The organism is Marinobacter oulmenensis (assembly GCF_014201735.1).
Taxonomy (GTDB): Bacteria; Pseudomonadota; Gammaproteobacteria; order Pseudomonadales; family Oleiphilaceae; genus Marinobacter; species Marinobacter oulmenensis.
The window spans coordinates 1-20,801 of sequence record NZ_JACHFE010000008.1 but is presented as its reverse complement, the minus strand read 5'-3'; the positions used below and the strand labels follow the sequence as shown (position 1 = coordinate 20,801).

Annotated in this window: 23 protein-coding genes; all 23 read right to left on the bottom strand. The window is 58.3% G+C overall.

Annotated features, from left to right (window positions below; genetic code table 11):
• Window positions 1–1,416 carry a hypothetical protein gene (locus HNR38_RS14135; protein WP_183705443.1) on the bottom strand — a complete coding sequence of 472 codons (1,416 nt, stop codon included), beginning with the start codon at window positions 1,414–1,416 and terminating at the stop codon, window positions 1–3.
• 3 nt (window positions 1,417–1,419) lie between these two features.
• Window positions 1,420–1,899 carry a hypothetical protein gene (locus HNR38_RS14130; protein WP_183705441.1) on the bottom strand — a complete coding sequence of 160 codons (480 nt, stop codon included), beginning with the start codon at window positions 1,897–1,899 and terminating at the stop codon, window positions 1,420–1,422.
• Between the two features lie 10 nt (window positions 1,900–1,909).
• A complete protein-coding gene (locus HNR38_RS14125) occupies window positions 1,910–5,281 on the bottom strand; it encodes a hypothetical protein (RefSeq protein ID WP_183705439.1) in 3,372 nt (1,123 codons plus the stop codon).
• 3 nt (window positions 5,282–5,284) lie between these two features.
• Window positions 5,285–5,686, bottom strand: a complete 402-nt coding sequence (locus tag HNR38_RS14120) for a hypothetical protein (RefSeq protein ID WP_183705437.1) — start codon at window positions 5,684–5,686, stop codon at window positions 5,285–5,287.
• Window positions 5,683–8,889 carry a hypothetical protein gene (locus tag HNR38_RS14115; protein ID WP_183705434.1) on the bottom strand — a complete coding sequence of 1,069 codons (3,207 nt, stop codon included), beginning with the start codon at window positions 8,887–8,889 and terminating at the stop codon, window positions 5,683–5,685. Before HNR38_RS14115 ends, HNR38_RS14120 begins: the two co-directional genes overlap by 4 nt.
• A 63-nt stretch (window positions 8,890–8,952) precedes the next feature.
• The gene (locus tag HNR38_RS14110; protein WP_183705432.1) at window positions 8,953–9,105 is read right to left on the bottom strand and encodes a DUF7210 family protein; all 153 of its coding nucleotides are present in this window, start codon (window positions 9,103–9,105) and stop codon (window positions 8,953–8,955) included.
• 58 nt (window positions 9,106–9,163) lie between these two features.
• On the bottom strand, window positions 9,164–9,922 hold the full coding sequence (locus tag HNR38_RS14105) for a phage tail tube protein (protein WP_183705430.1): 759 nt from the start codon (window positions 9,920–9,922) through the stop codon (window positions 9,164–9,166).
• Window positions 9,923–9,925: 3 nt separating this feature from the next.
• Window positions 9,926–10,381, bottom strand: coding sequence for a hypothetical protein (locus HNR38_RS14100; protein WP_183705428.1), 456 nt, complete (start codon window positions 10,379–10,381; stop codon window positions 9,926–9,928).
• Window positions 10,378–10,932, bottom strand: coding sequence for a hypothetical protein (locus tag HNR38_RS14095; RefSeq protein ID WP_183705426.1), 555 nt, complete (start codon window positions 10,930–10,932; stop codon window positions 10,378–10,380). The genes HNR38_RS14100 and HNR38_RS14095 overlap by 4 nt, the downstream gene beginning before the upstream one ends.
• Window positions 10,932–11,483 carry a head-tail adaptor protein gene (locus HNR38_RS14090; protein ID WP_183705424.1) on the bottom strand — a complete coding sequence of 184 codons (552 nt, stop codon included), beginning with the start codon at window positions 11,481–11,483 and terminating at the stop codon, window positions 10,932–10,934. Before HNR38_RS14090 ends, HNR38_RS14095 begins: the two co-directional genes overlap by 1 nt.
• Entirely contained in the window at window positions 11,483–12,004 is a 522-nt protein-coding gene (locus tag HNR38_RS14085; protein ID WP_183705422.1) for a head-tail connector protein, read from the bottom strand. The genes HNR38_RS14090 and HNR38_RS14085 overlap by 1 nt, the downstream gene beginning before the upstream one ends.
• Window positions 12,004–12,447 (bottom strand): hypothetical protein, encoded by a 444-nt coding sequence (locus tag HNR38_RS14080; RefSeq protein ID WP_183705420.1) that lies wholly within the window; start codon window positions 12,445–12,447, stop codon window positions 12,004–12,006. Before HNR38_RS14080 ends, HNR38_RS14085 begins: the two co-directional genes overlap by 1 nt.
• Window positions 12,448–12,515: 68 nt before the next feature.
• On the bottom strand, window positions 12,516–13,757 hold the full coding sequence (locus HNR38_RS14075) for a phage major capsid protein (protein WP_183705418.1): 1,242 nt from the start codon (window positions 13,755–13,757) through the stop codon (window positions 12,516–12,518).
• 72 nt (window positions 13,758–13,829) lie between these two features.
• A complete protein-coding gene (locus HNR38_RS14070; protein WP_221275835.1) occupies window positions 13,830–14,537 on the bottom strand; it encodes a head maturation protease, ClpP-related in 708 nt (235 codons plus the stop codon).
• A complete protein-coding gene (locus tag HNR38_RS14065; RefSeq protein ID WP_183705414.1) occupies window positions 14,503–15,768 on the bottom strand; it encodes a phage portal protein in 1,266 nt (421 codons plus the stop codon). Before HNR38_RS14065 ends, HNR38_RS14070 begins: the two co-directional genes overlap by 35 nt.
• Window positions 15,769–15,815: 47 nt before the next feature.
• Entirely contained in the window at window positions 15,816–17,498 is a 1,683-nt protein-coding gene (locus HNR38_RS14060; protein WP_183705412.1) for a terminase large subunit, read from the bottom strand.
• The gene (locus HNR38_RS14055; protein ID WP_183705410.1) at window positions 17,498–17,953 is read right to left on the bottom strand and encodes a phage terminase small subunit P27 family; all 456 of its coding nucleotides are present in this window, start codon (window positions 17,951–17,953) and stop codon (window positions 17,498–17,500) included. Before HNR38_RS14055 ends, HNR38_RS14060 begins: the two co-directional genes overlap by 1 nt.
• Before the next feature lie 100 nt (window positions 17,954–18,053).
• Entirely contained in the window at window positions 18,054–18,245 is a 192-nt protein-coding gene (locus HNR38_RS17575) for an HNH endonuclease (RefSeq protein WP_343068331.1), read from the bottom strand.
• Between the two features lie 249 nt (window positions 18,246–18,494).
• Window positions 18,495–18,899, bottom strand: a complete 405-nt coding sequence (locus HNR38_RS14045) for a hypothetical protein (RefSeq protein ID WP_183705405.1) — start codon at window positions 18,897–18,899, stop codon at window positions 18,495–18,497.
• The gene (locus HNR38_RS14040; RefSeq protein ID WP_183705403.1) at window positions 18,896–19,219 is read right to left on the bottom strand and encodes a phage holin family protein; all 324 of its coding nucleotides are present in this window, start codon (window positions 19,217–19,219) and stop codon (window positions 18,896–18,898) included. Before HNR38_RS14040 ends, HNR38_RS14045 begins: the two co-directional genes overlap by 4 nt.
• A 28-nt stretch (window positions 19,220–19,247) precedes the next feature.
• Window positions 19,248–19,661 carry a glycoside hydrolase family protein gene (locus HNR38_RS14035; RefSeq protein ID WP_183705401.1) on the bottom strand — a complete coding sequence of 138 codons (414 nt, stop codon included), beginning with the start codon at window positions 19,659–19,661 and terminating at the stop codon, window positions 19,248–19,250.
• A 72-nt stretch (window positions 19,662–19,733) separates the two neighbouring features.
• Window positions 19,734–20,330, bottom strand: coding sequence for a hypothetical protein (locus tag HNR38_RS14030; protein ID WP_183705399.1), 597 nt, complete (start codon window positions 20,328–20,330; stop codon window positions 19,734–19,736).
• 2 nt (window positions 20,331–20,332) lie between these two features.
• Window positions 20,333–20,620, bottom strand: a complete 288-nt coding sequence (locus HNR38_RS14025) for a hypothetical protein (RefSeq protein ID WP_221275834.1) — start codon at window positions 20,618–20,620, stop codon at window positions 20,333–20,335.
• Window positions 20,621–20,801 lie beyond the last annotated feature (181 nt).

Below are 20,801 nucleotides of genomic sequence, written 5' to 3'. Positions count from 1 at the left end.
TCACGGCAGCTCTACGGTGTAGGGGCCGTGGATCACCGGGGCGCAGTTCTCGGCGATGTAGCTGACATCGTAGGTGCCCGGCGGCACCTGGGCACTCCAATCGCCGTTGGCGTCCGGCACAACTTTGACGACAAGTTCGCGGGTGGTCCAGTTGCGGATCACTACCTCATCGCCGGGGGCGCCGGATTGGGTGGTGAGATTGCTGCTGATAGTCACTCGCTCGCCGTCATAGGGCAGGTAGACGGTATCAACTGCCGCTGTCGGATAAATGACTTTTGCGGCATCCGTCGTGGCGCCGATGACCGTTGCCCAAAGTCGGTTGGGCACAAGGGGGCTGGCGATTCCAACGGTGCCGGACTGGTCAGTGGTTCCAGTCAGCACCAGCCCGCCGTTGTCTTTTCTCAGGGAGATCTGCGCCCCGGCATAGGCAGAACCATCAAACGCTTTGACCTCGACCGTCGCCTGCTTCTTGGTCACCGATTGTGGTGCAAACCTGACAGCCCAGACTCCGCTGTTTGCAAGATTTGTGTCAAATCCCGGAATTTCAGACCAGTCCCGTGAGTCATAGATTTTCAAGTAGGGGCTTGTATCGCTCCCCACAGCGTAGTAAATGCCATCATCCGAAATGGAAACCGAGCGGCAATTGGAAAAGTCTGGAACCCCAGCGTCCAATGTCCAAGTGGCAGTATCAATAACTTGAAATCCCTCAGAATCTCCGCTTGCACCATGCGCTGCCGCCAACTTTGAGTCGTCCGCAGAGAACTCCAATCCATAACCTGCGTTATACCCGCCGCCGGGCAGGCTCGGAACTGATAATGAGCTCCAGTCGGAGGTATCAAATACATTCAGCCGTCGACCATCGACATGGCCTGTCGCCAGCCATTGTCCTCCTGATGAAAATCTTACGCATCGAGTTTGTTGCTCGCCATTGGCTGGTGACGGCGAAGCAGAAAGAGACCAATCGGTTGTGCTGAATACTTTGATATAGGGGGAGTTTTCGCGACCAATGGCGACCATGGAAGAATCTGGAGAAAAGTGGCACGAATGCACCCAGGAACCTTCGGATTTTGACGTCACCACGGACCAATCCGATGTGCTGTACACCTCAAAATAGGGACTGTAACGATAGGCCACCGCCAGAAATTGGCCGTCCGGCGAAAAATGGCATCCGTGGGCAGTTCCAGAAGTTGGGGCTCCTGCCACCAGCGAGAAATCGGAAGTGTTTAGAACCTTGATACCACTGTTCGCTGCAACCGCCATCAATGTTTGGTCTGGCGCAAAGCTGATGTCATAGACCCAGCCGTCAATTACATCAGGAGGAGGAATTATGTCCCCCTGTCCCTGTTCATCAACATAGAACGCCCGCCAGCGATCGAAGCTCTTTTCTCCGAATACAAACAAGTTCGTTTCTGTCATAAATCACCCCTGAAAAAGCGCTGAAGTCAGACGCGCAAACGCCCCATTAAAAAGCCGAACTACTGGCTCCGCCGGGTCGCCCTCGGTGCCGGTGGCCACCATCTGAATCTCCCCGCCGTCGCCTTCAACAGACACGGATACATCGGCCCACCAACCGCCGGCAGGGTTATAGATCCGCGCCCAGGCTGGGATGGTGCCTGTGTCCGGGGCGGCCCCCGTGTTCTGCCCCTCCAGCGGGGCATCGAGGGCGAGCTGGTATAGCTGCTCATCGACCGCACCGGCGTTCGCGGTCATCAGCATGGTGACAATCGGCCCGCTGGCTGGTGTGCCGCCCGGGCTCGGGCGGGTACCACCGAATATGGCGATGCTGGCACGGTCGGTGGATTGCTCGTCTGTTTGCTGCAGCAGGGCCAGGCGAGCGTGAAGCGCCGGCACTCGGGTGGCTTCCTCTACTGCCGTCTGGTGCGCTGGTGATATGTCCATGGTGTCTCCGTTACGGTCGGTCGATGTTGCCCAGGGCGTAGATTTCGCAGCCATCTGCGCCTTCATCCAGCGGTTCGTCAGACTGCTGAATAGCGCGGGCAATCCAGAAATCGGCGATTGCGCCTACGGTGTTGATTCGGATCACATTGCCGGTATTCCAGCCACCGCCATTGGCTGCGGCCGGGATGGTCATGTAGGGCACACCGCCGGCGCCGTCTTCGCCCCGGGTGCGGGGGTTGATAGGGGCCACGTCGTCACCGGTCTGGGTGTAGGTACCGGACCAAACCAGCCCACGCTTTTCGCTGATCAGCTCCCAGGCATTGGTGCTGGCGTTGGTGCAGCGGAACAGCCAGCGGTCTGTGTCGCAGCCCTCGTTTGTGACGGTGATGGGGTGGTCGATGGTGTTCAGAGTGGCGGTGGCTTCGTCGCCCTGCCTGGCATCTGCCCAGGTGCCATTCCAGGTTTCCTCATCCCATGTCGCTGAAACTCGCGCGCGGCGGTCGCCATGGATCAGGCAACTGGCGACGATGGTTTCACCTGCCGGGTAATCGTGAGTGAGTGGGCGGCTCACGGTGATATCGCCGGTGATCTGTACGTCGGTCACCAGGCGCAAATCGCCGACCGTGTGGCGCACGGTGATGGGCATGATGATGCCGGTTACATCATCAAAGGTGACATTTCCGGTGGCCCTGTCCAGGGTGTAGCCGGTGGTCACCTGGTCGCCATCGGCGTCCAGCACACGCACCCAGGCCAGGCGCGGGCGGGTGGCGATGGTGTCGCCATTGGCCACGGTCTGCGGGGCGGAGTCTTGCGGGTGCATGATCATGACCACATCGCCCTTGCGGTAGATGGGCACGCGGCCATCGGCAGGCAGGCGCACGGCGTCGATGCCTACGATGTCGGCGTCCAGCGGCAGGTAGCTCACGGCCACCGCGTTGTAGCGCATGGTGCTGGGCTGGACGTAGGTGGGCCTCCAGATCATCCCGCTTGCGTTGACGTTGGCCGGGTCGTACCAGGATTCGGCTTTTTCCTCAGCGGTCAGGGTGCTGTCGTCCACGAGCTGGCCAAACGCCACTTCGGCGGTGCCGTACTGGTAATTGATCTGGCCGGTGGCACGGTCGCCTACGATGTTGCCGTCCTGGTCTGATGTGGCGCTGATCTGTTCGCCTTCGATTGTGGTGGCGAGCACCTGCAGGCTTTGCGGGATCAGCGGGGCAGATGGCGCGCGGAAAAACGTTTCGCCGGTGAACCAGTCGCCATACACGCCCAGCAGGCTGGTGACCTCAACCGCGCCGCTGCCGGTGTCGTAATCGTCCAAGGTCGCAGTACCGCTCAGGTAATCCATGGATCCGACTGGGGTGCCGCTGCCGTTGGCCTGAATGTCGGTGTAGATGGCGCCCTGGCGGTCAATGTAGGTTTTGCCGTTCCAGATGAACTCAACCGAACCCTGAACGGTCAGGATGTCGAGCAGCCGCGGGAGCACGCGGATTTGCAGCGGGGGCAGATCCAGCTCAGTGGAAACCGCTGTAGCCGCAGCGCCAGCGGGCACGTAACGGACGGTGACTGTACCCGTTGCAAACCGCGTAACCTCGGACCCGGACTGATTGCTGCTACTTCTCCACTCCCCGGTATCTGAGCTCCAGTTCTGCTCGGTCATTACATCCGGCAACACTCCCAAGGTTGCGGAACCGTTCTGGTAATCGACAGCACCGGCTGATCCTGCCCAACCTCCGGTGCCGTCATCAGAAACTATGTTGTGGTATCGACGGGTGGTTGATTCAGTATTCGTCCTTTTTCCCGGCACCCAAAGCATGCGATTTTCGACAATAACCGAGTCTCGCTTGGTGACTGACTCGCTATACCACTCAGCCTCCATGGTCCCCGGCTCCACCGCCTCACCTACATTCAGCGACACCATGCCATCGGTTTCTGATAAGCCATTGAATACCAGGGTTTCAGCGGTTTGCCGCTCGTAGTCCGCGCCCAGTTTGGTTTGCGGATCTGGCGGGGTGGTCAGCTCCAGCACAAACTCCCCGGCCACGTGGCTGGCGTAACCAGTGGCGTCTCCGCTGATGGTGCCGTTGGCGGCAGCGGTGGCTGTTTTGGTGACACCATCCACCAGCCAAGTCAGCGTCAGGCTGCCGGGTTTGATGGGTTCGCCAACGCTTTGCTCGAGAGTGATGGTGGCGTCTATGTCGGCATGGCCCGCCAGCTTCTGGAAATGCACCGGGCTGGCGAAGATGCCGATCACACTGCTTCCGACATCTGGCAGGGCGCCCATGGTGATGCTTACCGCACCGGTGGTGTAATCGATAGTGCCCACGCCGATGGACGGGTCACTGCCGGAGAGCTGGCCTTCGCCATTGTCGGTCAGGGTGTAGAAGTTGCCCTGGGCCATGAATGAGAACGTGAGGCTGCCCGGGGCCGGGATCGGAGACAGGGTTTGAACGATGTTGCGGGAGCGGTTTTCGGGGGTGATTGTCCGCGCCCAAGAATGCGCCTGCTGTGGCGCTTCCACATCGCGGGTGCCGGCGTTGATGGTGCGGATGATTTCCGGGTTCAGGCTTTGGTTGGTGACCGGTTCTTCGCTTTGGGCGGCTGGCACGAGTTGGGTGAACATGCTCTGCGCGCGTACCGAGTAATCACCGATGCTGGCAGCAGCTTGCAAGTATTGTGCGCCGAAGTAACGGGTGGCATCGGCCACGGTGGTGTCTCGCAGGCGGGCACCGATGTTGTAGTTGTAATTGTCGTATTCATTCACCTGGTGGCCTGTGAAGTCAAAGCGCAGGGCGTCGGACAGATCCAACGACACGATCAGGCGCTGGAATGGCTGCCCACCCTCACCGGTAAATGTCTGCATTTCGGCACTGACATCGGTTACCCGCACGTACTGTTCTTTTTCACCCGGCTCACCTTCGTTCTGCACCAGGCACAGGGTTTTGCCGCGCGGTGGCAGCGTGGTGCTTTCGTCGCGCTGGATGATCCGGATCTGGCGCATGCCCTCGATGTGGTTTTCATACAGCGCCCCGTGCCACATTGGCCCCTTGAACAAATAGGCTTCCACGCGGTTGGCGGCCTGTTCGCGGGTGTCGAACGGGGCATCGGTGGTGAACAGGGTGTAGCCGATGGCCGGGTCTTCCGGCAGCGCGGTGACCACGGTTTTCGCGCCTCCGAACAGATCAGTGCTCAGCGTCCGGACAGCAAGAAACAACTTGCGCAGGTTAAAGCGGCCCATAGCCCGATCGAGGTCACTGATATCCGGATAGACGTTGTTCATTTCTCCATCCGGAATCTCGTTTCCGGTTGCCGCCCCGCCGCCTTCGGGTACGTCGTCCATGACCTGGCTGGCCAGGAATTTGATGTTCTGTTCTTGAATAGGCATGGATTACGGCTCCACGGTGATGAATCGGAATGTGGGGATGACCTGGTGGCTGGGGTCTTGTGCTGGCTGGATCACGTAGCGCACGGGGGTGCTTTCGTAGCCCTGACCGTCGTGGTGGCGGAACTGCACGGCGTGGATCTCGCCGTGGTAGTCCAGGGTGAGCTTTTGCCCCGGTGTGTCGTGCCAGTCGGTGATCTGAGGTTCGTTGCTGGCCAGCATCCAGCCACCGCCGGTTGGCGGCTCCAGGGTGATTGGCCGGCCTTGCTGGCTGGCCGCTTCCTGGATGATGGGCTTGCCGGTAACCGAGCGGGTGAAAGCCTGCGCCACGGGTGACCAGTGGCGGTCTGACCAGTTGAGATCTTCAGGCAGTTCTATCGTTTCTGTGCCGTCTGAGAGGGTGATCATGCGGCGGTACCTCGTGCTTTTTCGAGCGCATTGAGCAGCGCGGTATCATCCTCCGCCACGACACGGAACGTCTCGCCACCCAGATTCACGTTGATCGTTTTGACGGGCTGGGTGGAGACTTGCTGGTTGGCGGGCGGATTGGCCTTGTTTGACCGTCGGGCATTCTGCCGCTCCAGCTCCGCCATTTCCTGCTCCCGCGCCCGGTCGGCAGCTTTTTTCTCGCGCTCGTTTTGCTCTTCTTTGCGGTTTTGCTGCTCGACCTTGTAGATCTGTTCAAGGGTGTCGAGCGCGTTCTGGTAATCGGCGGCAGCTTCATCAGCTCCGGCCTTCCGGGCCCGATCCCGCTCTTCTTCCAGGCGCTGGCGCTCAGCTTCGTACTGCAGGCGCTGGGCTTCTTCGGTGTCGCCACTGATGTCCGCCAGCCTCTGGCGCAGGGAGTTAAGCGCCGATTCGGCACTCGATTTGAGGCTTTCCATTTTGCTGCGGGCAGAGTCAATCGCGGACTGGAGGCCAGCCAGGCGCTGGCTGTCGAGCAGGTCAAAGCGGTCGTTGGCCCGGGCGGCGATGTTGTCGAGTTCCTGCATGGAGTAGGATCCCGAGTTCACCCGGTCGACCAGGTTTTCCATGGCGGCAGCCTGGCTCCAGAACTGGCGCTGGACCCTGAGGGAGGCCTCTTCTGTTTCCAGGGCCCAGCGGGTGAACCCCTCATGAGCACCAACGCGGTTCAGCGAGGACTGAACCCGGGTCAGCTCCTGGTCCACTCGGAACAGCGCCTCTCGGGCGCTTTCCGCTTCCTGCACAAAGGCGTTGCTGCCGATTTCGTTCTCGAAGAGATTCCGGGCAGACTTGGAAAGCTTTGTGACAGCGGTTCGGGCGGCGGTCAGTACGGCGCCGAACCAGTCGAAGGCGGCAGCGGCTTTGTTGCCAGAGTCCTCGGCTGAGTCACCCACATCGTCGACGGCTTCAGATGCCTTTTTGCCCTCCTCCTCTACACCCTTCAGGTTTTCTTTGAGTCCGCCGCCCGCATCGTCACCACTTAGTTTGAGCTGAACGAGCTTTTGCCTAACCTTCTCCAGAGCCTTGGCAGCGCCTTCAGAACCGATCTGGCCACTTTCAGCCAGGGACTCAATTTCGCTCTGCAGAGCCTGCAGCCCTTCCTTGGAATTGATTTTTTCCAAGGCCTGCTCAAAGCCATTCTGAAACAGCTTGGCAGCTTCCTCGCCCTCATACCCTGCCTCTGCGATTTTGTTGGCCATCTCGCCAAGACTATCGATTGACGCTCTCGCATCGTTGGCGACACCGGTCAGCACCTGGCTGGAATCGACACCCAACTCCCCGAGTTCATCCCGGGCTCTCCGCGCCTCTTCCGACTGGCGCTTTAGGGCCTCCTCCCCTGCCTGCGCAGCAGACTTGATATCCTCCGGCAAAGTCGTCAGCGTGCCGGCAGCCGCTTCCACTTCCTCAGCCGACTTTTTGGCAGCGCTTTCGGTCTCATTGAATGCGTTAACAGCCGCCTTGGCAGCCTCGGCCGCTCCAGCTCCGTATTCCAGAGTCTGCGCCTGCAGGTCCATAACGGAAGCACGGGCGGCTTCAGCCTTTGCAGCTATGGAGCGATAAGCCGAATCCGAGACCGCCCCAACCTTATTGAGGGCCAGCGCCAATCCCTGAACCGCAGTCATGACACCGGCAATGCCGGTCGCCAGGAACGTCAGGAAATATGCTGCGGCAGCCTGGGCGCCACGGAATACAGCCGTTGCAGTATTTCCCAGAAATGAGAGAGTACTGGTAAGAGTGGAGAACTTATCGCCCAGCGAATCTGAGTTATCCGACAGACGCTCGACAAACCCAACCGCCGATTCGCTGAGGCGCCGGAAAAGGCTAACCAGCTTTTCTCCCCCCTCGGACTGATCAAAAAGATCCACGATCCGGTTTGTGGCATCGGCCACAACCGGCGCCAACTCCGCACCCACGCGGGCGGTCAGGCCCCTGATCTTCAGATCGATATCGTTGTAGATATCATTTGCGCGGTTGAGTTTGCTCAGCTCTTCCTCGGAGTAGATCGCCCCTTCTTGTTCGGCCTGCTCGAAAATGGCCCGCAGGCCAGCGGCGTTATCATCCAGCAGTGGTTGGAGCTGGCTGGCGTCGCTGGCCAATTTCTCCAGAAGAGCCACCTGTTCGGACTTGCTGCTGAGGCTCCCAATGGCCTGGCCAAGCTTCTGCATCTGCTCGGCGGGGCTAAGGTTCCGAAACTCCTCAATCTTCAGATTGAGCGTATCCATTACATCGACGGCCTCACCACCGCCGGTGCGGCTGAACTCACCCAGGCGCTCGGTGACATTGCGCAGAATGTCGGTGACCTTTTCACCAGACAGCCCTACCCGATCCCCCGCGATGCGCCAGAGCTGCAGGTTCTTTCGGCTTTCACCAAGGGCATTACTGGTATTGGTCAATTCATCAGCAAGCTCCGCCTGGCCTTTGCTGAAGATGGTCATGGTGGCGGCAGATGCACCAGCCGCAGCAACAAAACCTGTGACCGCCAGGCCTGCAGTCTTGAGGCCACTGCCAACCTTGCCGAGAATCGGAGAAAGCCCCTTCAGACGCTCCCGGAACTTTTTGACCTTCTTGCCGGATCCCTCCGTTTCCTCGCCCAGCTCTCGCGAGCTTCTGGCAGCAGCCCGGGCGTTGTCCCTCATCTGCGACAGCTCATGAGTAACACTGCCGACCTCCTCATCCACGCCAGCAATTTCACGCTTGATGCGCTGTTGCTCGCTGGCCAGATCCCGGGTGCTTATGCCCGCCTCCCCCAGGGAATCACGCAGCCCGTTTAACTGTCTTTGGTTGTCCTGCCAGGCGTCCTCCGCCTGCCGGGCTGCCTTTTTGGCTTTCTCAAATTCGTTACGCTGCGCCCGTGTCGGCTTTTCGGTCTGCGCAAGTGCGCGGCCAAGCTCTGTGGCTCTCTCTTTTGCAGTGGCCTGCTGGTCTGCCAGATCCTTGGTCTGGCTCTTCAGATCAGCGAACTGGCGTACCAGTTTTTGCTGGCTGCGCAGTTCATCCAGAGCACCGGCAAGGCCTTCCAGCTTCTCGCTGGCTTCGCTGGTGTCTTCTCCCAACGATTCCAGCTCTTTCACCAGTTGACCCAGGGATTTCAGACCCTCGGTACCGGCTTTAATCAGCAGTTCAACTTCTTGCTTCTGGTTGGCCATGGGTGCTCCAAAAACGAAAAACCCCGCCGGAGCGGGGTGTATTTCTTACAGTTGGCGGTCAGCTCAGATCACTTCCCGCCGTTTCAGGCGTTCCGCCTGGACTTTGGTGACTTCAATGCTTTCACCCGCCGGATAGTCTTTACCCTTGTGGCGGTGCGCTTTCTTCAACTCGACTTCAACCAGGTCCGGGGCTGCCTGTTGCGTTGGTTTGGTCATGGTGTTCTCCAGGTATTCAGTGGCGAATAATTGGGCGTCCAAAACCACCCGATGGGAATTAGTCGTGCATCACGACCTCATAGGGACTGGTCTTGCCAGCAGGCGTGGTCATGGTGCCTTCCAGGGTGCCGGTGATCATTTCACGGGCCATCAGGTCCAGCGCCTGAGTGGCACTGAAGCTGGCACTGTGGATGGTCACATGAGCTTTCTTGCCGGTTACCAGATTCACGCCATCCATGATGATCTGGCGCTTTTTGGAGATTTCGGTTGCTCCCAGAATGCGCTGACCACTGGCCTCCAGGGTGTCGAAATCCACGGTCACGGCTACGGCACCGGTTTCATTGAGGGCGCGAATCAGGCCACTGACCGGCTCCACATCGTAGTCAGTGCCGCGCACCAGTTCGGTGGTGCCGTCTGAATCCAGCGTGACAGTGATGGTGCTTTCGTCCACGTTGGGGTAAGGCAGCTTTTTCCAGAGACCTTGCTTCAGAGTGACCGACTCTCCGGTTACAGTTTGCACGGTGGCGCTGTAGGCTTCGCTGGTACCGGCCAGAGCATCCGCCAGCAGGCCAGATGGCAGGGAGTCAAAGTCCATAGCCATGCGCGGGGCTTCGCCCGGAAGGTTTACGGAGTCCAGTACCTGGCCGTAGGTGTCACGCTGGTAACTGGTGCGGTCTACCGACTCCGGCTGCGGAGGCGTCATTTCCAGCCGGGAAACGTTGATGGGGCCCGCAAATTCACCCGGCACACCATCCACAATTTCACTCATGTAGATGTTGCCGGCGAAGATGAGGCCAGTGTCTTGATATTGGTCCATGGGTTATCTCCAGTTCAGGGTGTTATACGTGATGATGATCGGCAGGTAGATCGGCAGAATCTTCGTGCCGAGTTCCACGTCGTCGAGCTGAGCCTCGCCGGCTTCGATCTCGACAGCCAGGCCGTTGAACTTGATGCTCTCTGGCCTGAACAGGGTTCGGTAGATGTCTTGCAGCAAGTGGTCTTGCCGGGCGCGGGCGCCCTGCTCTCGGGCCACGTAGGCCACGATTTCTACCGTTCGTGTCTGGTTGGTTGAGGTGCTGCCTTTGGTGGCAAGGCGGTCGGTCAGGTTGCGAATACCAATGCAGGGCAAGTGGCTGTGCTGGTCAAAATACAGGGCCGGATCATCGTCAAGCACGGGTTCCGGAAGATCAGTGGCGTAGCCGTTGGCCTGGTTGATTTCATTCAGCCGGCGAATCAGCTCATCCACCACCTGCGTCGCTTTAGCTTTATCAGTCATTTCTTCAGCTGCTCGTTGTAACGGTGAATGAACTTGTCACCCAGACTTTCACCAACAGACTTGCGGTAGCGATCATCGGCGGCGGCCTGAAAGTGCAACTTGATGCTGTGGCCAGAGGCCTCGCGGAGTCGGTCTTCTCCAGCCTTGCGATACCGAGCCAGCACTCGCCGCTTGCGGGCCTTCGGGTTCACAAAGCCCCACACGCGCATCAGTTGACCGCCTTTGCGTATCCAAACGCTGGCACGGGTTCCGGTGCTGTCGGTGACTTTCGTCGTGGTTTTCCAGAAACGGAATGGGATTCGGCGGCTGGTGGGGGCCAGCACTGCTACCGGATCTTTGTTGGTGGCTCGCTGAAGCTTTATTTGTCCGCCGGCTTTGGCGCGGGAAATGCCATCGGTGGCAATCTTCTGAGCCAGTTCCTTCTTACTCTCGCGGCCTTGGTCGTTGATAGCGGCGCGGGTGGCCCGCCGAATGGCTGCGGGCTGGTTTTTCAAGCTTTCAACGGCCGACTCCAGGCCGGTGAGCTGAACACCAGGTCTACGCCTTGCCATCACAAAGTCCCCATTATTCGAAGCGTGATCCCGTCATCACTCCCCTCCACCACGCCATCAACAATATAGCTGGCGCCGTTCAGGGTTACCGCGTCACCACGGCGGCCCCAGGGGTAAGGCAGTTGAGGCTGGAACAGCTCAATCTGATGGCGCGGCTCATTCATGGGGCCCACGTAAATGTTTTCCCGGGTAAGGAAAGCCAGCACCGGGATATCTTCAGCGCCATCTTTCTGGTGATAGGTGGCGCCCTCGCCAATGATGCGCCTGGCCGAAATGATCAGCTCACTGCGGCTCTGGCCCGGCTCCACTGATTCGATGATGTACCAATCCCCATCCCGCTGGATAAGCTGACCATGACTGACGCCGGGGCGGTACCGCATGCGCACAAACGTGCTATCACTCGCGCGAAGGCCGGTTTGTTCTGCCCGGCCAGCGCTTTTGGGTTCAGCGAATCCGGCCCAGGCTTTGCCAACTTTCGGCCAGGTTGGCGGGTTGGTGCCGGTGCGAGGGCTGTATAGGGTTACTCGGTCTTTGAGTTTGCCGGCTTGCATTACCCTACCCTCATGATCCGGTGAGGCTGCACCAGGTATTCAACGGCCATCGGCAATGTGCTGGTGATGGTGCCAATCACGACCGCCTCCCGATGCTCATACAGGTGGCCCACCAAAAGTAGGGCGGCACGTTTGAGATCTTCGGGCAGAGCGTCCATGCCCACCTCAACCTGCACTTCAATCACCTCATGGCCATCAATTACTTCCGGCCACGCTTCACCAAAGGCCGGCCGAAGCTTAGCCGGGTACTTCCGTGTATCCAACGCATAGCTGCTCAGCGCCTGGGAGTTACCCATGGGGTCCACGTAGGTGATGTCGACAACGGAACGCACCGGCCACCATGGCAACACCACGGTATTGAGCCAGCGGTCCAGCACCAGCGTTTCCTCCCGCACTCGCAAAGCCCGCCCGGTTTCGTGTTCCAGGTTCAGCACAGCGGCATCCACCAGAGACTGAATCAGGGCATCCTCTTCCTCATGCTCAACACGCAGATGGGCTTTTGCTTCGGCCAGGGTGATCATCAGTCGTTATCCTCAATGACCTGATCACCGCCAGCCGCGCCGGTCTGGTTCGCCTTGCCACGAACAACAGCCTCTTCAGCCGTGTCGACAATGCCTTGCTTTTCCAGCCTTGCAGCCTGAGAAGCCGGCATCGTGGCCACGGTGGCGCACTTAAGGCCCAACGGGTTGTGGTCCACCAGCACGAATACTTCCTGCTCGGCATCGCTATCCTGGTCTTCGCTATCACCAGGGTCGGGCGTTGTCGCTGGACCTGGATCAGAGGTGGAGCCTGCCGCGTCACCGCCCTGGTCTGCAGGACCGTTAGTGGCATCAGGTTTAGCTTCGGGTGCTTGTCCCTGATTCTCCTGCTGCTGGTCACCCTGCCCCAGTTCCTGCTGTTGCGGCGCATCCGACTTCTGAGCTTCAGAGGATTGGCTTTGCTGGTTCTGTTTCTTGGCTGCCATGTCGGGTCTCCCTTTATGGCTGATTCATGAAGTACCGGAAGATCAGGGAGGCCGCAGCCTCCCGATCATCAGGAAGCTGCAGTAGCGAAGTGCTTCACCGCGCCGCCGACGTCCATCAGGCCACCGCCAGAACGCATGAAGGCCAGGAAGCCGACTTGGCCTTTCTCGGTGTACTTGGAGTCGGTCATGCGGAACAGCATGAACTGCATAACATCGCGGATGATGTACTTGCTGAAATCGCCGTACAGCAGCGCCTTGGAACCAGCCGCCAGCTCCGGCATGTGCTGGTTGATCACATAGCCAGAACCATCAATGGTGTCCGGCTCACCGATGGCGACACCCGGAACCCAAAGCGGGCGGCTCTGGTCGTCCTTCATCATTTTGAGGTGCTTCAAGGTCTGGTCATGGAACATGAAGCGGGCGCCATTACGGTAGGCCGGGTCCACGCTGTGCTTCAGGTGGAGCAGGTCTTCCCAGGTGACGATGTCGGTCTGACCGGTCGGAGCAACGCGGCCGGCCGCAGAAGCACCCACCACGCCGCCGGGCTGGCCGGTACCGGTACCAGTGGTGAACATGCGGTTGGTCACCCGGCCAAGGCGTTGCTGCAGGCGGGCGATGATGTGGGCTTCCAGATCGATGGCGCTGTCCTGCAGCAGTTCGAACGGCACCGCGATGGCTTTGGAGCTGAACTTGAAGGTGTCCAGCGATTTGGTACCGAAAGTGGCGTCCTGCCGGGTAACCGCACCGTTCTCGCCAACAATTTCACCCTCTTCCGAGGTGGCGTCTGTGGTGGGCCAGTCCATGCCTGCACCGGAGTTGGTGCGAATGATGTTGGCCACCTCACGCATGCCGCCGAAGTCTTTCAGGGCTTCCAGCATCATCGTGGAGAATTCGCGGGGCACGAGGTAACCACCCTCGGATCCGGTACCGGTGGACATATCGCCGCGCACCTCGCGGGCCTTGGCCAGCACCATCTGGCGCTGCTCCATGCTCAGGGCATCCATACCGCCACGCATGTAGGTGTTGAAGATTTCCTTCTCCTGATTCGCCTGGTGCTCAGCCTCATCGGTGGAAATGCCGTTGATATCGGCACGATCCTGAATGGACTGTTTGTTGGCAGCCTCGATATCCAGCTGCTTCTGGTGGCGGTCAATCTGGCTGTCCAGGTTTTCAATGTTGGCAACCAGCTTGTCGTATTCGGCATTGTGCTCGCTGCCCCACTCTTCGGGCTCGACATCATCGAGCAGCTTGCGGGCATCAGCCGCCAGTTTGGTGCGCTCTTCGCGCAGGGCCTGAATGGACCGGTTCATAAGTCGTGCTCCTGTTTTCACGCATAAAAAAAGCCGCCCGTGGGCGGCTGTTCAGGTGCTTAACGGTGCCCGCTAAGCGCCAACCAGTTGCAGGCGCCGTTCAAGGTGCGCCCGGTATGCCTGATGGTCTGGCTCAGGCGGTTCAATTTTCGGTGCCTTGCTGTAGGCGTTGAGGTTGAAACGGCTCATGTTCTGGGCTGCGCTGCCTTTGGTCACCACATCAATGGCATCAACAAAACCACGCTCCTTCGCTTCCTCAGCAGACATCCAGGTTTCATCAGCCATCCAGGCAATGATGTCGTTTTCTGCCTGGCCAGAGCGGGTGGCGTAAGTGCGGGCAATGCTCTCATCAACTTGGCGCAGCAGTTTCGCCACACTCAGCATGTCGTCTTCATTACCGATCTGGAGCGTCCACCCCTTGTGGATCATGTAGAACCCGCCATCCGTCATGCGGATCTCATCAGCGGCCGTAGTTACGAACGTGGCCGCACTGGCTGACAGGCCATCAATGTGAGCAATCACCCGCGCCGGGTGTTGCGCCAGTACGGTCTGGATCGCACGGCCGGCAAACACATCACCGCCCGGACTGTTCACACGCAAGTGAATGGTGGAAACATCCAAATCAGCCAGCTCTCGGGCGACCATCTCGGCAGAGATTCCCCAAAGGTCATCAATCACGTCATACAGATAGAGGGTCGCTTCTTCGCCCTCGCTGCGAACTCGGAAATCCCGCTTCTCCTGCAGATTATCCTTGATCAGATTCATCAGCTTGTTGCGCACTGGGCCGTCCTCCGGTTGCTGGTTTATACAGTTCATCGCCGCCATCAATCGGCGGCAAGTTTTCGAGGGCGCGGACCTCGTTCACGGTCATGTAGCCCACTTGCTGGTTACCACCCAGCGCGATTTTGTAGGCCTCGTTTCGACCCTTGATATCGCCCCGCATCAACCCCGACACGTTGAACTCTGCGAAGTACTCGTCAGAGCGGAACAGCTTGCGGTTCACTTCCTGCTCAATGCGGGTCAAGTGAGGCTTGAGGGTGTACTGAACAAAGCCGATGGACTGCTGCTCAATACCGGTACCCCAGCTGCTGGAGGCCTCGGTGTCGCCAATCATGTGGGGCGGCACACCGAAGATGCGGGCAATGTCTTTCACCTGGAACTTGCGGGTTTCAATCAGCTGAGAGTCTTCAGCCGACATTTCGATTTCCTTGAATTCGCCACCGTCCGGAATAAAAGCCGGCAGGTGCTTGTTGCTGATTCCCTGGTGTTTCTCGAACCAGTAATCGCGGATCACCTGCGCCTGGTCATCGGTCAGTTTTTTGCCATCCGGAAAGCGTATATAGCCACGCGGGGTGGAATCGTTGGCGAAAAACTTGCCGCTGTATTCATCGGCGGCAAGCGCGGTACCAATGCTGTTTTGCCCAACACTGCGAATGACCGATAGGCCACGCCGGCCGTCCCATCCCACGCCGGGAACATGCAGAATGTCGTCCTGGTCAAAGGCCGCCCAGTTGCCATCATCGAAATAGACGAAGTAAATCAACCGTCCTCCACGCTCGTCTACTTCAACTCGACTGGGCTTAAGCGGCGTGAGCCCCAGGGGCTGGCCGCCACGATTGCGGGCAATCAGGCTGAAGTGGTTTCCGGCCAGCAGAATGTGCATCACCACCGTTTCCCAGAACACCACTGCTGATAACTGCGGGTTCGGCTCAGTGTGAATCACCCGGTACAGTGGGTGCTGGTTGAAACGCTCCCGATGGTTTTCAGTACTTCGGTATACCTGGAACGGCAAGCTGCCTATAGCGCCGGCGATGACCCGCACGCAGGCATAGACCGCCGATACCCGCATGGCGGTGTTGTCATCCACATGAACACCGGCCACGTTCGCGTGAGCCGCAAACAGATCCTGCAGCGCCTCATAACCACTGCCCCAGCTCTGAGTCTCATTGCGTACATTGGCGAGATCACGCCGGGTATTTTCCAGCTCCGCCTCCAGCCGCACCAGATCCATGCTCGGCTCTTGCGGCTCCACTGTTCGCTTTCGTAAAAATAGTCCCATCAGAGAAGCCCTAAGAATGAAGTGTCCACATACTGAGATTCAGGTTCCTGCTGGCGAATCGCCCGCCCCAGAGCCATGATCAGCGCCACGACTCCATCAATTTTGTTTTCCGGGAATTCCTTACGGGGGTAGATGTTGTCCTTGGCATCCAGGTGCGCCACGACGTTCGACATCATCCAGGTCAGCACCGGGTCACCGTTGTGGCGTAGCTTTTGATCCAGCGTGAGAGCTTCGAGGGTCTTCATTGGCTCACTCATGTTGGCCACCGTTTGCCGGTACTCCACCATGGGCATACCCTCTTCCTGCATGCGGGTGGCCAGGTACGTGGCCTGCCACGGGTCAAAGGCGACATCCTGAATATCGAAGCGGCTGGCGAACTCCCGCAGATCCTGCTCAATGAATGCGAAATCAGTAACACAGCCCGGCGTTAGCGTAATCAGCCCCTGGCGATCCCAACCGGCGTAGTGTTGATTCCTGCCCTCTTCGGCAGCCTCTTCAGGAATGTAATACCGGCCAAAGGTGGCCCAGCCGTCGTCATCTTCGAAGAGCAGCACCAGGGCGGCTACGTCGATCTTGCTGGCCAGATCCAGGCCGATCCAGCACTTGCGACCCTCGAACTTATCCAGCGTTAAGGCGGGATCACCACATTTCTCCCAGGCCTGCAGATCCATCCAGGCGGTATCCGCATTCACCCACACGTTCAGGTGTTTGGTCAGGAAGTTGTTTGTGGCCGCAGCCATGGTCATGGCCTTGCGGGCTTTCCGCTCAATATCCTCTGGGTTCACCGACACGCCCCAGTTGGGGTTGGCCTTTTCCCAGCTACTGGGCTCTGTCCAGTCGTCGTCATCGTCGATGGTGTAAATGATGCCGAAGTAGCTTTCATCCTCCACCACGCCTTCCAGAATTTTCGTCACGTAGGCGCGTTGCTCGTAACAGATCCCGGCACGGTTGAAGCCAGCGGTAGTAATCAACCAAAGCAATGGCTGTTTACGGGCGCCGGTACCGGTCTCAATAACGTCGAAGATTTCCCGCGTCTTGTGAGCATGCAGCTCATCAATCAGACCGCCGTGCACGTTCAAGCCATCGTGGTTGCCGCCCTGGTCGCGGCTGAGCGGGCGGAACACACTGTTGGCGGATTCAACGAAAATGCTGTTTGAGCTGGCAGCAACGCCGAACCGGGCCTGGAAGGCCGGCGTGCGCTGCACCATCTGCTTGGCGTCCTTCCAGGTAATCTGCGCCTGCTCTCGGTTGGTGGCGGCGCTGTACACTTCGGCGCCTGGCTCACCATCGGCAGTCAGCAGGTAAAGCCCAACGCCAGAAGTCTCCGACGACTTGCCCTGCTTTCGCGGCATCTCGTTATAGGCGGTCTTGAAGCGGCGGTATCCTTCCTCATTGATCCAGCCGAAAACCGTTGTCAGCCGGAAGATCTGCCAGGGCGACAGTTCCAACCGCTTGCGGTGCCGTGCCCACTCCCCCTTCACATGGGGCAACAATTCGATGAACTGGCAAACCCGGTTCGCAAGCTGGGGTTCCCACCAATACGGAAAGCTGTCAGTGCCCTCCCGGGCCAGATCGTTCAACTGACGCTGGCAAGCCAGGCGTACCCATTTGCAGGCAGGGATGTCACCGTTAAGAACTGCATTTGCGTACTCCAGGGCAATGCTTACGTAGTCCCGGGCCATCAAAGATCCCCAAACCCGCCAAGATCCAACTGCCCCTGCTGTTGGGTTTTAACCTTGCTGGCACCTGCCGGGCTCAAGCCGAACTCGCTGGCGCTCTTCATCACCTGGTCCCACAGCTTGTTACGGATCTGGAAGTACACCGACTGCACCGCGTAGTTCTGCGGCGTGTGATCAACCATGTCCTCCAGGCGCTTCAGCTTTTTGGTGATCTCCTCAAACTTACCGTAGGAATCGCAGTGCGCCGCGAACGCGGCCTGGTCCAGCAACGAGATCAGCCCGGCCTCCTCCAACTGAGGGCCTACTTCGTTCCAGTACTTCTTGGCCGCCCGGGGCATCCATTTCGGACACTCCGGCAGACCAATGGGGCGCTGCTCATTCGCACCGTGGCTGTGACGATCCTTTCGGAAGTTACCCTGAAGAACTTTGAGTTGTGCTGGTTCTGGTCTGCGACCCATAAAAAAAGGGGCACCCTTTCGGATACCCCCCCTACCTGAATTTTGCCATCAAAAAAAATCACCGACAGACAGCGGTCGACACCTTTTGCCCCTCAGACTTTTAACCCCGCCCCCGGGCTCGAAGAGATTCCTGCTGGGTTTTCAGTTTGTGACAGCGCTTACAAATGGCCTGGAGGTTTTCGTCTGCATCGGTACCGCCTTCAGCCTTATTGATGATGTGGTCAACAGCCACTGCCGGCATCACCTTGCCCTCTGCCAGGCATGGCTGACATAAGGCCTTATCCCTGCGCATGATGCGGGCACGAATACGCTTCCACCTGCCCCCATATCCGCGCTCTGCGCTTGACCCACGGTCTTGGTTCATCCAGCCACTGGCCTTGTCCTGGTGCGCGTCACAGTAACCGTTACGGTTGATGGTCACTGCCGGGCATGTTGCAGCCCTGCACGGAGTGGGAATAGCACCGGGCATCAGTAGGCCTCCAGGGCATCCACCAACCCGTTATGCCGAGTGGCACAATCCTGGTACACGGCCGCCACTTCCTTAATCACCAGCACCATCTCCCCGCCCTTCCCGTTGCGTAGTTGGGCTGGCACCTGGGGGCATTTGGCCAGCAGGTTCTGCTGGTCTGGTGTCAGGCTCACCCCGGAGGGCTGCGTTGAGCATGCGGACAACAGCAGGCTCAGCACACACACGCTGATAAATCGGCTTCTGGATCTCACGGATAATCCCCCGGTCGATAATGCGTTCATTGGCCTGCAGCTCTCCAAGACGCTGCTCAACACTCTGGGCTATGCCTGAGACATCACCCCGGATCTGCTCTGCCAGCTCCTGCCGGTCTTCAACCACAGCCAGACGCTTGGCATCCTCAAACCAGCCACGGGAAGTCCAGCCCGTAACCACCAGGCCAATGGCCACAGCCACCATGACAATGACCCGCGTCTTCATTGGAACTTCCTGCTAAAGAAGGCCACCAGCATCTTCTGCACCCTGTCAGCGCCCATGTGGGAAACGATGCCGCTACAAGCCAGAGAGAGGCCAGCAGTCCACTGGAAAAGGTCCACACACACGATGTACAAAAATGGTGTCAGGAATCCCGCAGACGACGCAGCCAGCAGGAACGCGGTCAGGTCCCACTTTCGCTTGCCATTCTTCACATCCGAAAGAAACGACAGGCCACCACCCACAAGGCCAATGACAATAGCCAGCAGTGCTTCTTTGTATTTCAGCAGGCCCTGAATGAGCTCTGGAATCAGTCGTTCCGGCATTCGCTTATCCATAGTCAGTAGTTCGCTATCAGGCTTCGCCACGGCGCATAAGATCGGCAAGCTCTTCTGCCCGCCGGCCCACCTGCCGGGCCCACTTGCTGTTCAGCATCTCAGCAGCGGCACGGTCCCAGTCACGTTCACCCAGGGCTCCCAGCATCCGGCTGAAGGTCAGCAGCGTTGGCAACCCCATGTTGAACGCCATATTGGCCATCACGGTTTGCCGGACAGGATCGAGGGAGAGATACAGCGGCAGCCGCCTCAGATCCTCCTCCACCTCATCGATGTCGTTATCCAGCATGAATTCCGCTTCGTCCTGACTGATGCCCCGATCATCCAGGTTGCGGCCATAGCCCACGGTGAGCTTGCCCACGGTGTCTTTGTAGGGCTTCAGGCGAAGTCCCTCATGGCGCTCAAGCTGTTCAAGAAGTAGTTGTCGCTTCATATCAATTACCCATAAAAAAACCCGGCTCAAAGCCGGGTTTTGTGCATATAAGATATTGTTTTATTTCTGCTATTACTCCTCTGGCTTTTTCTCGCCATCTGGTACTGCCTCCACTTCCTGTTGAGCCTGCTTCCCTCGTCTGTGCCGCAGCGCATATGCCGCTGAAGCAATGCCAGAAATCAGGTCACAAACCAGGGTCAAGCCATAAAGGAAAATCAACAAAAGCACAGCTTGACCCCAAACAGACGGCCAAATTTCTTCGATTATCGCTGATGCCGCTAACCCAAAAGCCAGATAGATTAACGGAAATGCCATATCCGCGACTAAAAGAGTTGATCCAACTCCAGTGTTGGCTGAACGCTTGTCTAACGAAGTCAGGAAGTCATCAGGCAAAACAAAAATCAGCGCAAAAACACCAATCCCGAACCCCAATAAGGAAGGGAATACGCTGACTGCTAGCCCGGAAAAATCAAGATCATGACGCCCATCTCCCGCAGCAACAAAAAGAAGCGCGACAAAAACAAGATTAATAATGAGTTCAACTAAGACCCGATCAAGCCAAAGAGGCGCAGGCGCAACCCTATGAAGATGTTCTGGCTTTCCTTGCCCCGCATATAGATTCAGGTACTTGAGGAAAAGTCCCAGTATAGGTATGTGCCTAAGCCGCATGATTACTCGGACTCCTCATCAGCACCTTCGCCTGGGTACGTGTCGTGAAGCTGCTCCAGTATTTCTTTAGACACTTGAGTTTGTTGTCGAGCGCTTGCGATCGTCTGATGCACCCGAGCCATGTAGTTATCATGGGACTCATCAGGCATCTGAACCACCTCTTCCGTGACAGGATAGTCCTTCATGTGATAGTTCGACCATTTACCTTCAGCCTGGTAGCCAACATTTGCATTCCCAAAACGAGCAGCAATGACCAGTAGCGGCTTAGCTACGTTAGACAGGCCAGACATAAAGCCCTCTCTTGCAGGCTTTTCCGTGTGCTCTACAGTGTGAACATTTTTGCCTTTCAGATCCTTTTCCAGAAGTCCAGCTTCACCTAGGGAGACTCTGAATAAGTCCCCAAAATCAGCGATAATACGGCCATCGTCAACCGCATAGGATCGTTGCCACCATGGATCAGATCACCTTCTC

Bases quoted from the DNA above. Each gene is read 5' to 3' on its own strand.
- HNR38_RS14135 (WP_183705443.1), bottom strand. From the start codon at position 1,416: ATGACAGAAACGAACTTGTTTGTATTCGGAGAAAAGAGCTTCGATCGC.
- HNR38_RS14130 (WP_183705441.1), bottom strand. From the start codon at position 1,899: ATGGACATATCACCAGCGCACCAGACGGCAGTAGAGGAAGCCACCCGA.
- HNR38_RS14125 (WP_183705439.1), bottom strand. From the start codon at position 5,281: ATGCCTATTCAAGAACAGAACATCAAATTCCTGGCCAGCCAGGTCATG.
- HNR38_RS14120 (WP_183705437.1), bottom strand. From the start codon at position 5,686: ATGATCACCCTCTCAGACGGCACAGAAACGATAGAACTGCCTGAAGAT.
- HNR38_RS14115 (WP_183705434.1), bottom strand. From the start codon at position 8,889: ATGGCCAACCAGAAGCAAGAAGTTGAACTGCTGATTAAAGCCGGTACC.
- HNR38_RS14110 (WP_183705432.1), bottom strand. From the start codon at position 9,105: ATGACCAAACCAACGCAACAGGCAGCCCCGGACCTGGTTGAAGTCGAG.
- HNR38_RS14105 (WP_183705430.1), bottom strand. From the start codon at position 9,922: ATGGACCAATATCAAGACACTGGCCTCATCTTCGCCGGCAACATCTAC.
- HNR38_RS14100 (WP_183705428.1), bottom strand. From the start codon at position 10,381: ATGACTGATAAAGCTAAAGCGACGCAGGTGGTGGATGAGCTGATTCGC.
- HNR38_RS14095 (WP_183705426.1), bottom strand. From the start codon at position 10,932: ATGGCAAGGCGTAGACCTGGTGTTCAGCTCACCGGCCTGGAGTCGGCC.
- HNR38_RS14090 (WP_183705424.1), bottom strand. From the start codon at position 11,483: ATGCAAGCCGGCAAACTCAAAGACCGAGTAACCCTATACAGCCCTCGC.
- HNR38_RS14085 (WP_183705422.1), bottom strand. From the start codon at position 12,004: ATGATCACCCTGGCCGAAGCAAAAGCCCATCTGCGTGTTGAGCATGAG.
- HNR38_RS14080 (WP_183705420.1), bottom strand. From the start codon at position 12,447: ATGGCAGCCAAGAAACAGAACCAGCAAAGCCAATCCTCTGAAGCTCAG.
- HNR38_RS14075 (WP_183705418.1), bottom strand. From the start codon at position 13,757: ATGAACCGGTCCATTCAGGCCCTGCGCGAAGAGCGCACCAAACTGGCG.
- HNR38_RS14065 (WP_183705414.1), bottom strand. From the start codon at position 15,768: ATGGATCTGGTGCGGCTGGAGGCGGAGCTGGAAAATACCCGGCGTGAT.
- HNR38_RS14060 (WP_183705412.1), bottom strand. From the start codon at position 17,498: ATGGCCCGGGACTACGTAAGCATTGCCCTGGAGTACGCAAATGCAGTT.
- HNR38_RS14055 (WP_183705410.1), bottom strand. From the start codon at position 17,953: ATGGGTCGCAGACCAGAACCAGCACAACTCAAAGTTCTTCAGGGTAAC.
- HNR38_RS17575 (WP_343068331.1), bottom strand. From the start codon at position 18,245: ATGCGCAGGGATAAGGCCTTATGTCAGCCATGCCTGGCAGAGGGCAAG.
- HNR38_RS14045 (WP_183705405.1), bottom strand. From the start codon at position 18,899: ATGAAGACGCGGGTCATTGTCATGGTGGCTGTGGCCATTGGCCTGGTG.
- HNR38_RS14040 (WP_183705403.1), bottom strand. From the start codon at position 19,219: ATGCCGGAACGACTGATTCCAGAGCTCATTCAGGGCCTGCTGAAATAC.
- HNR38_RS14035 (WP_183705401.1), bottom strand. From the start codon at position 19,661: ATGAAGCGACAACTACTTCTTGAACAGCTTGAGCGCCATGAGGGACTT.
- HNR38_RS14030 (WP_183705399.1), bottom strand. From the start codon at position 20,330: ATGCGGCTTAGGCACATACCTATACTGGGACTTTTCCTCAAGTACCTG.
- HNR38_RS14025 (WP_221275834.1), bottom strand. From the start codon at position 20,620: ATGTCTGGCCTGTCTAACGTAGCTAAGCCGCTACTGGTCATTGCTGCT.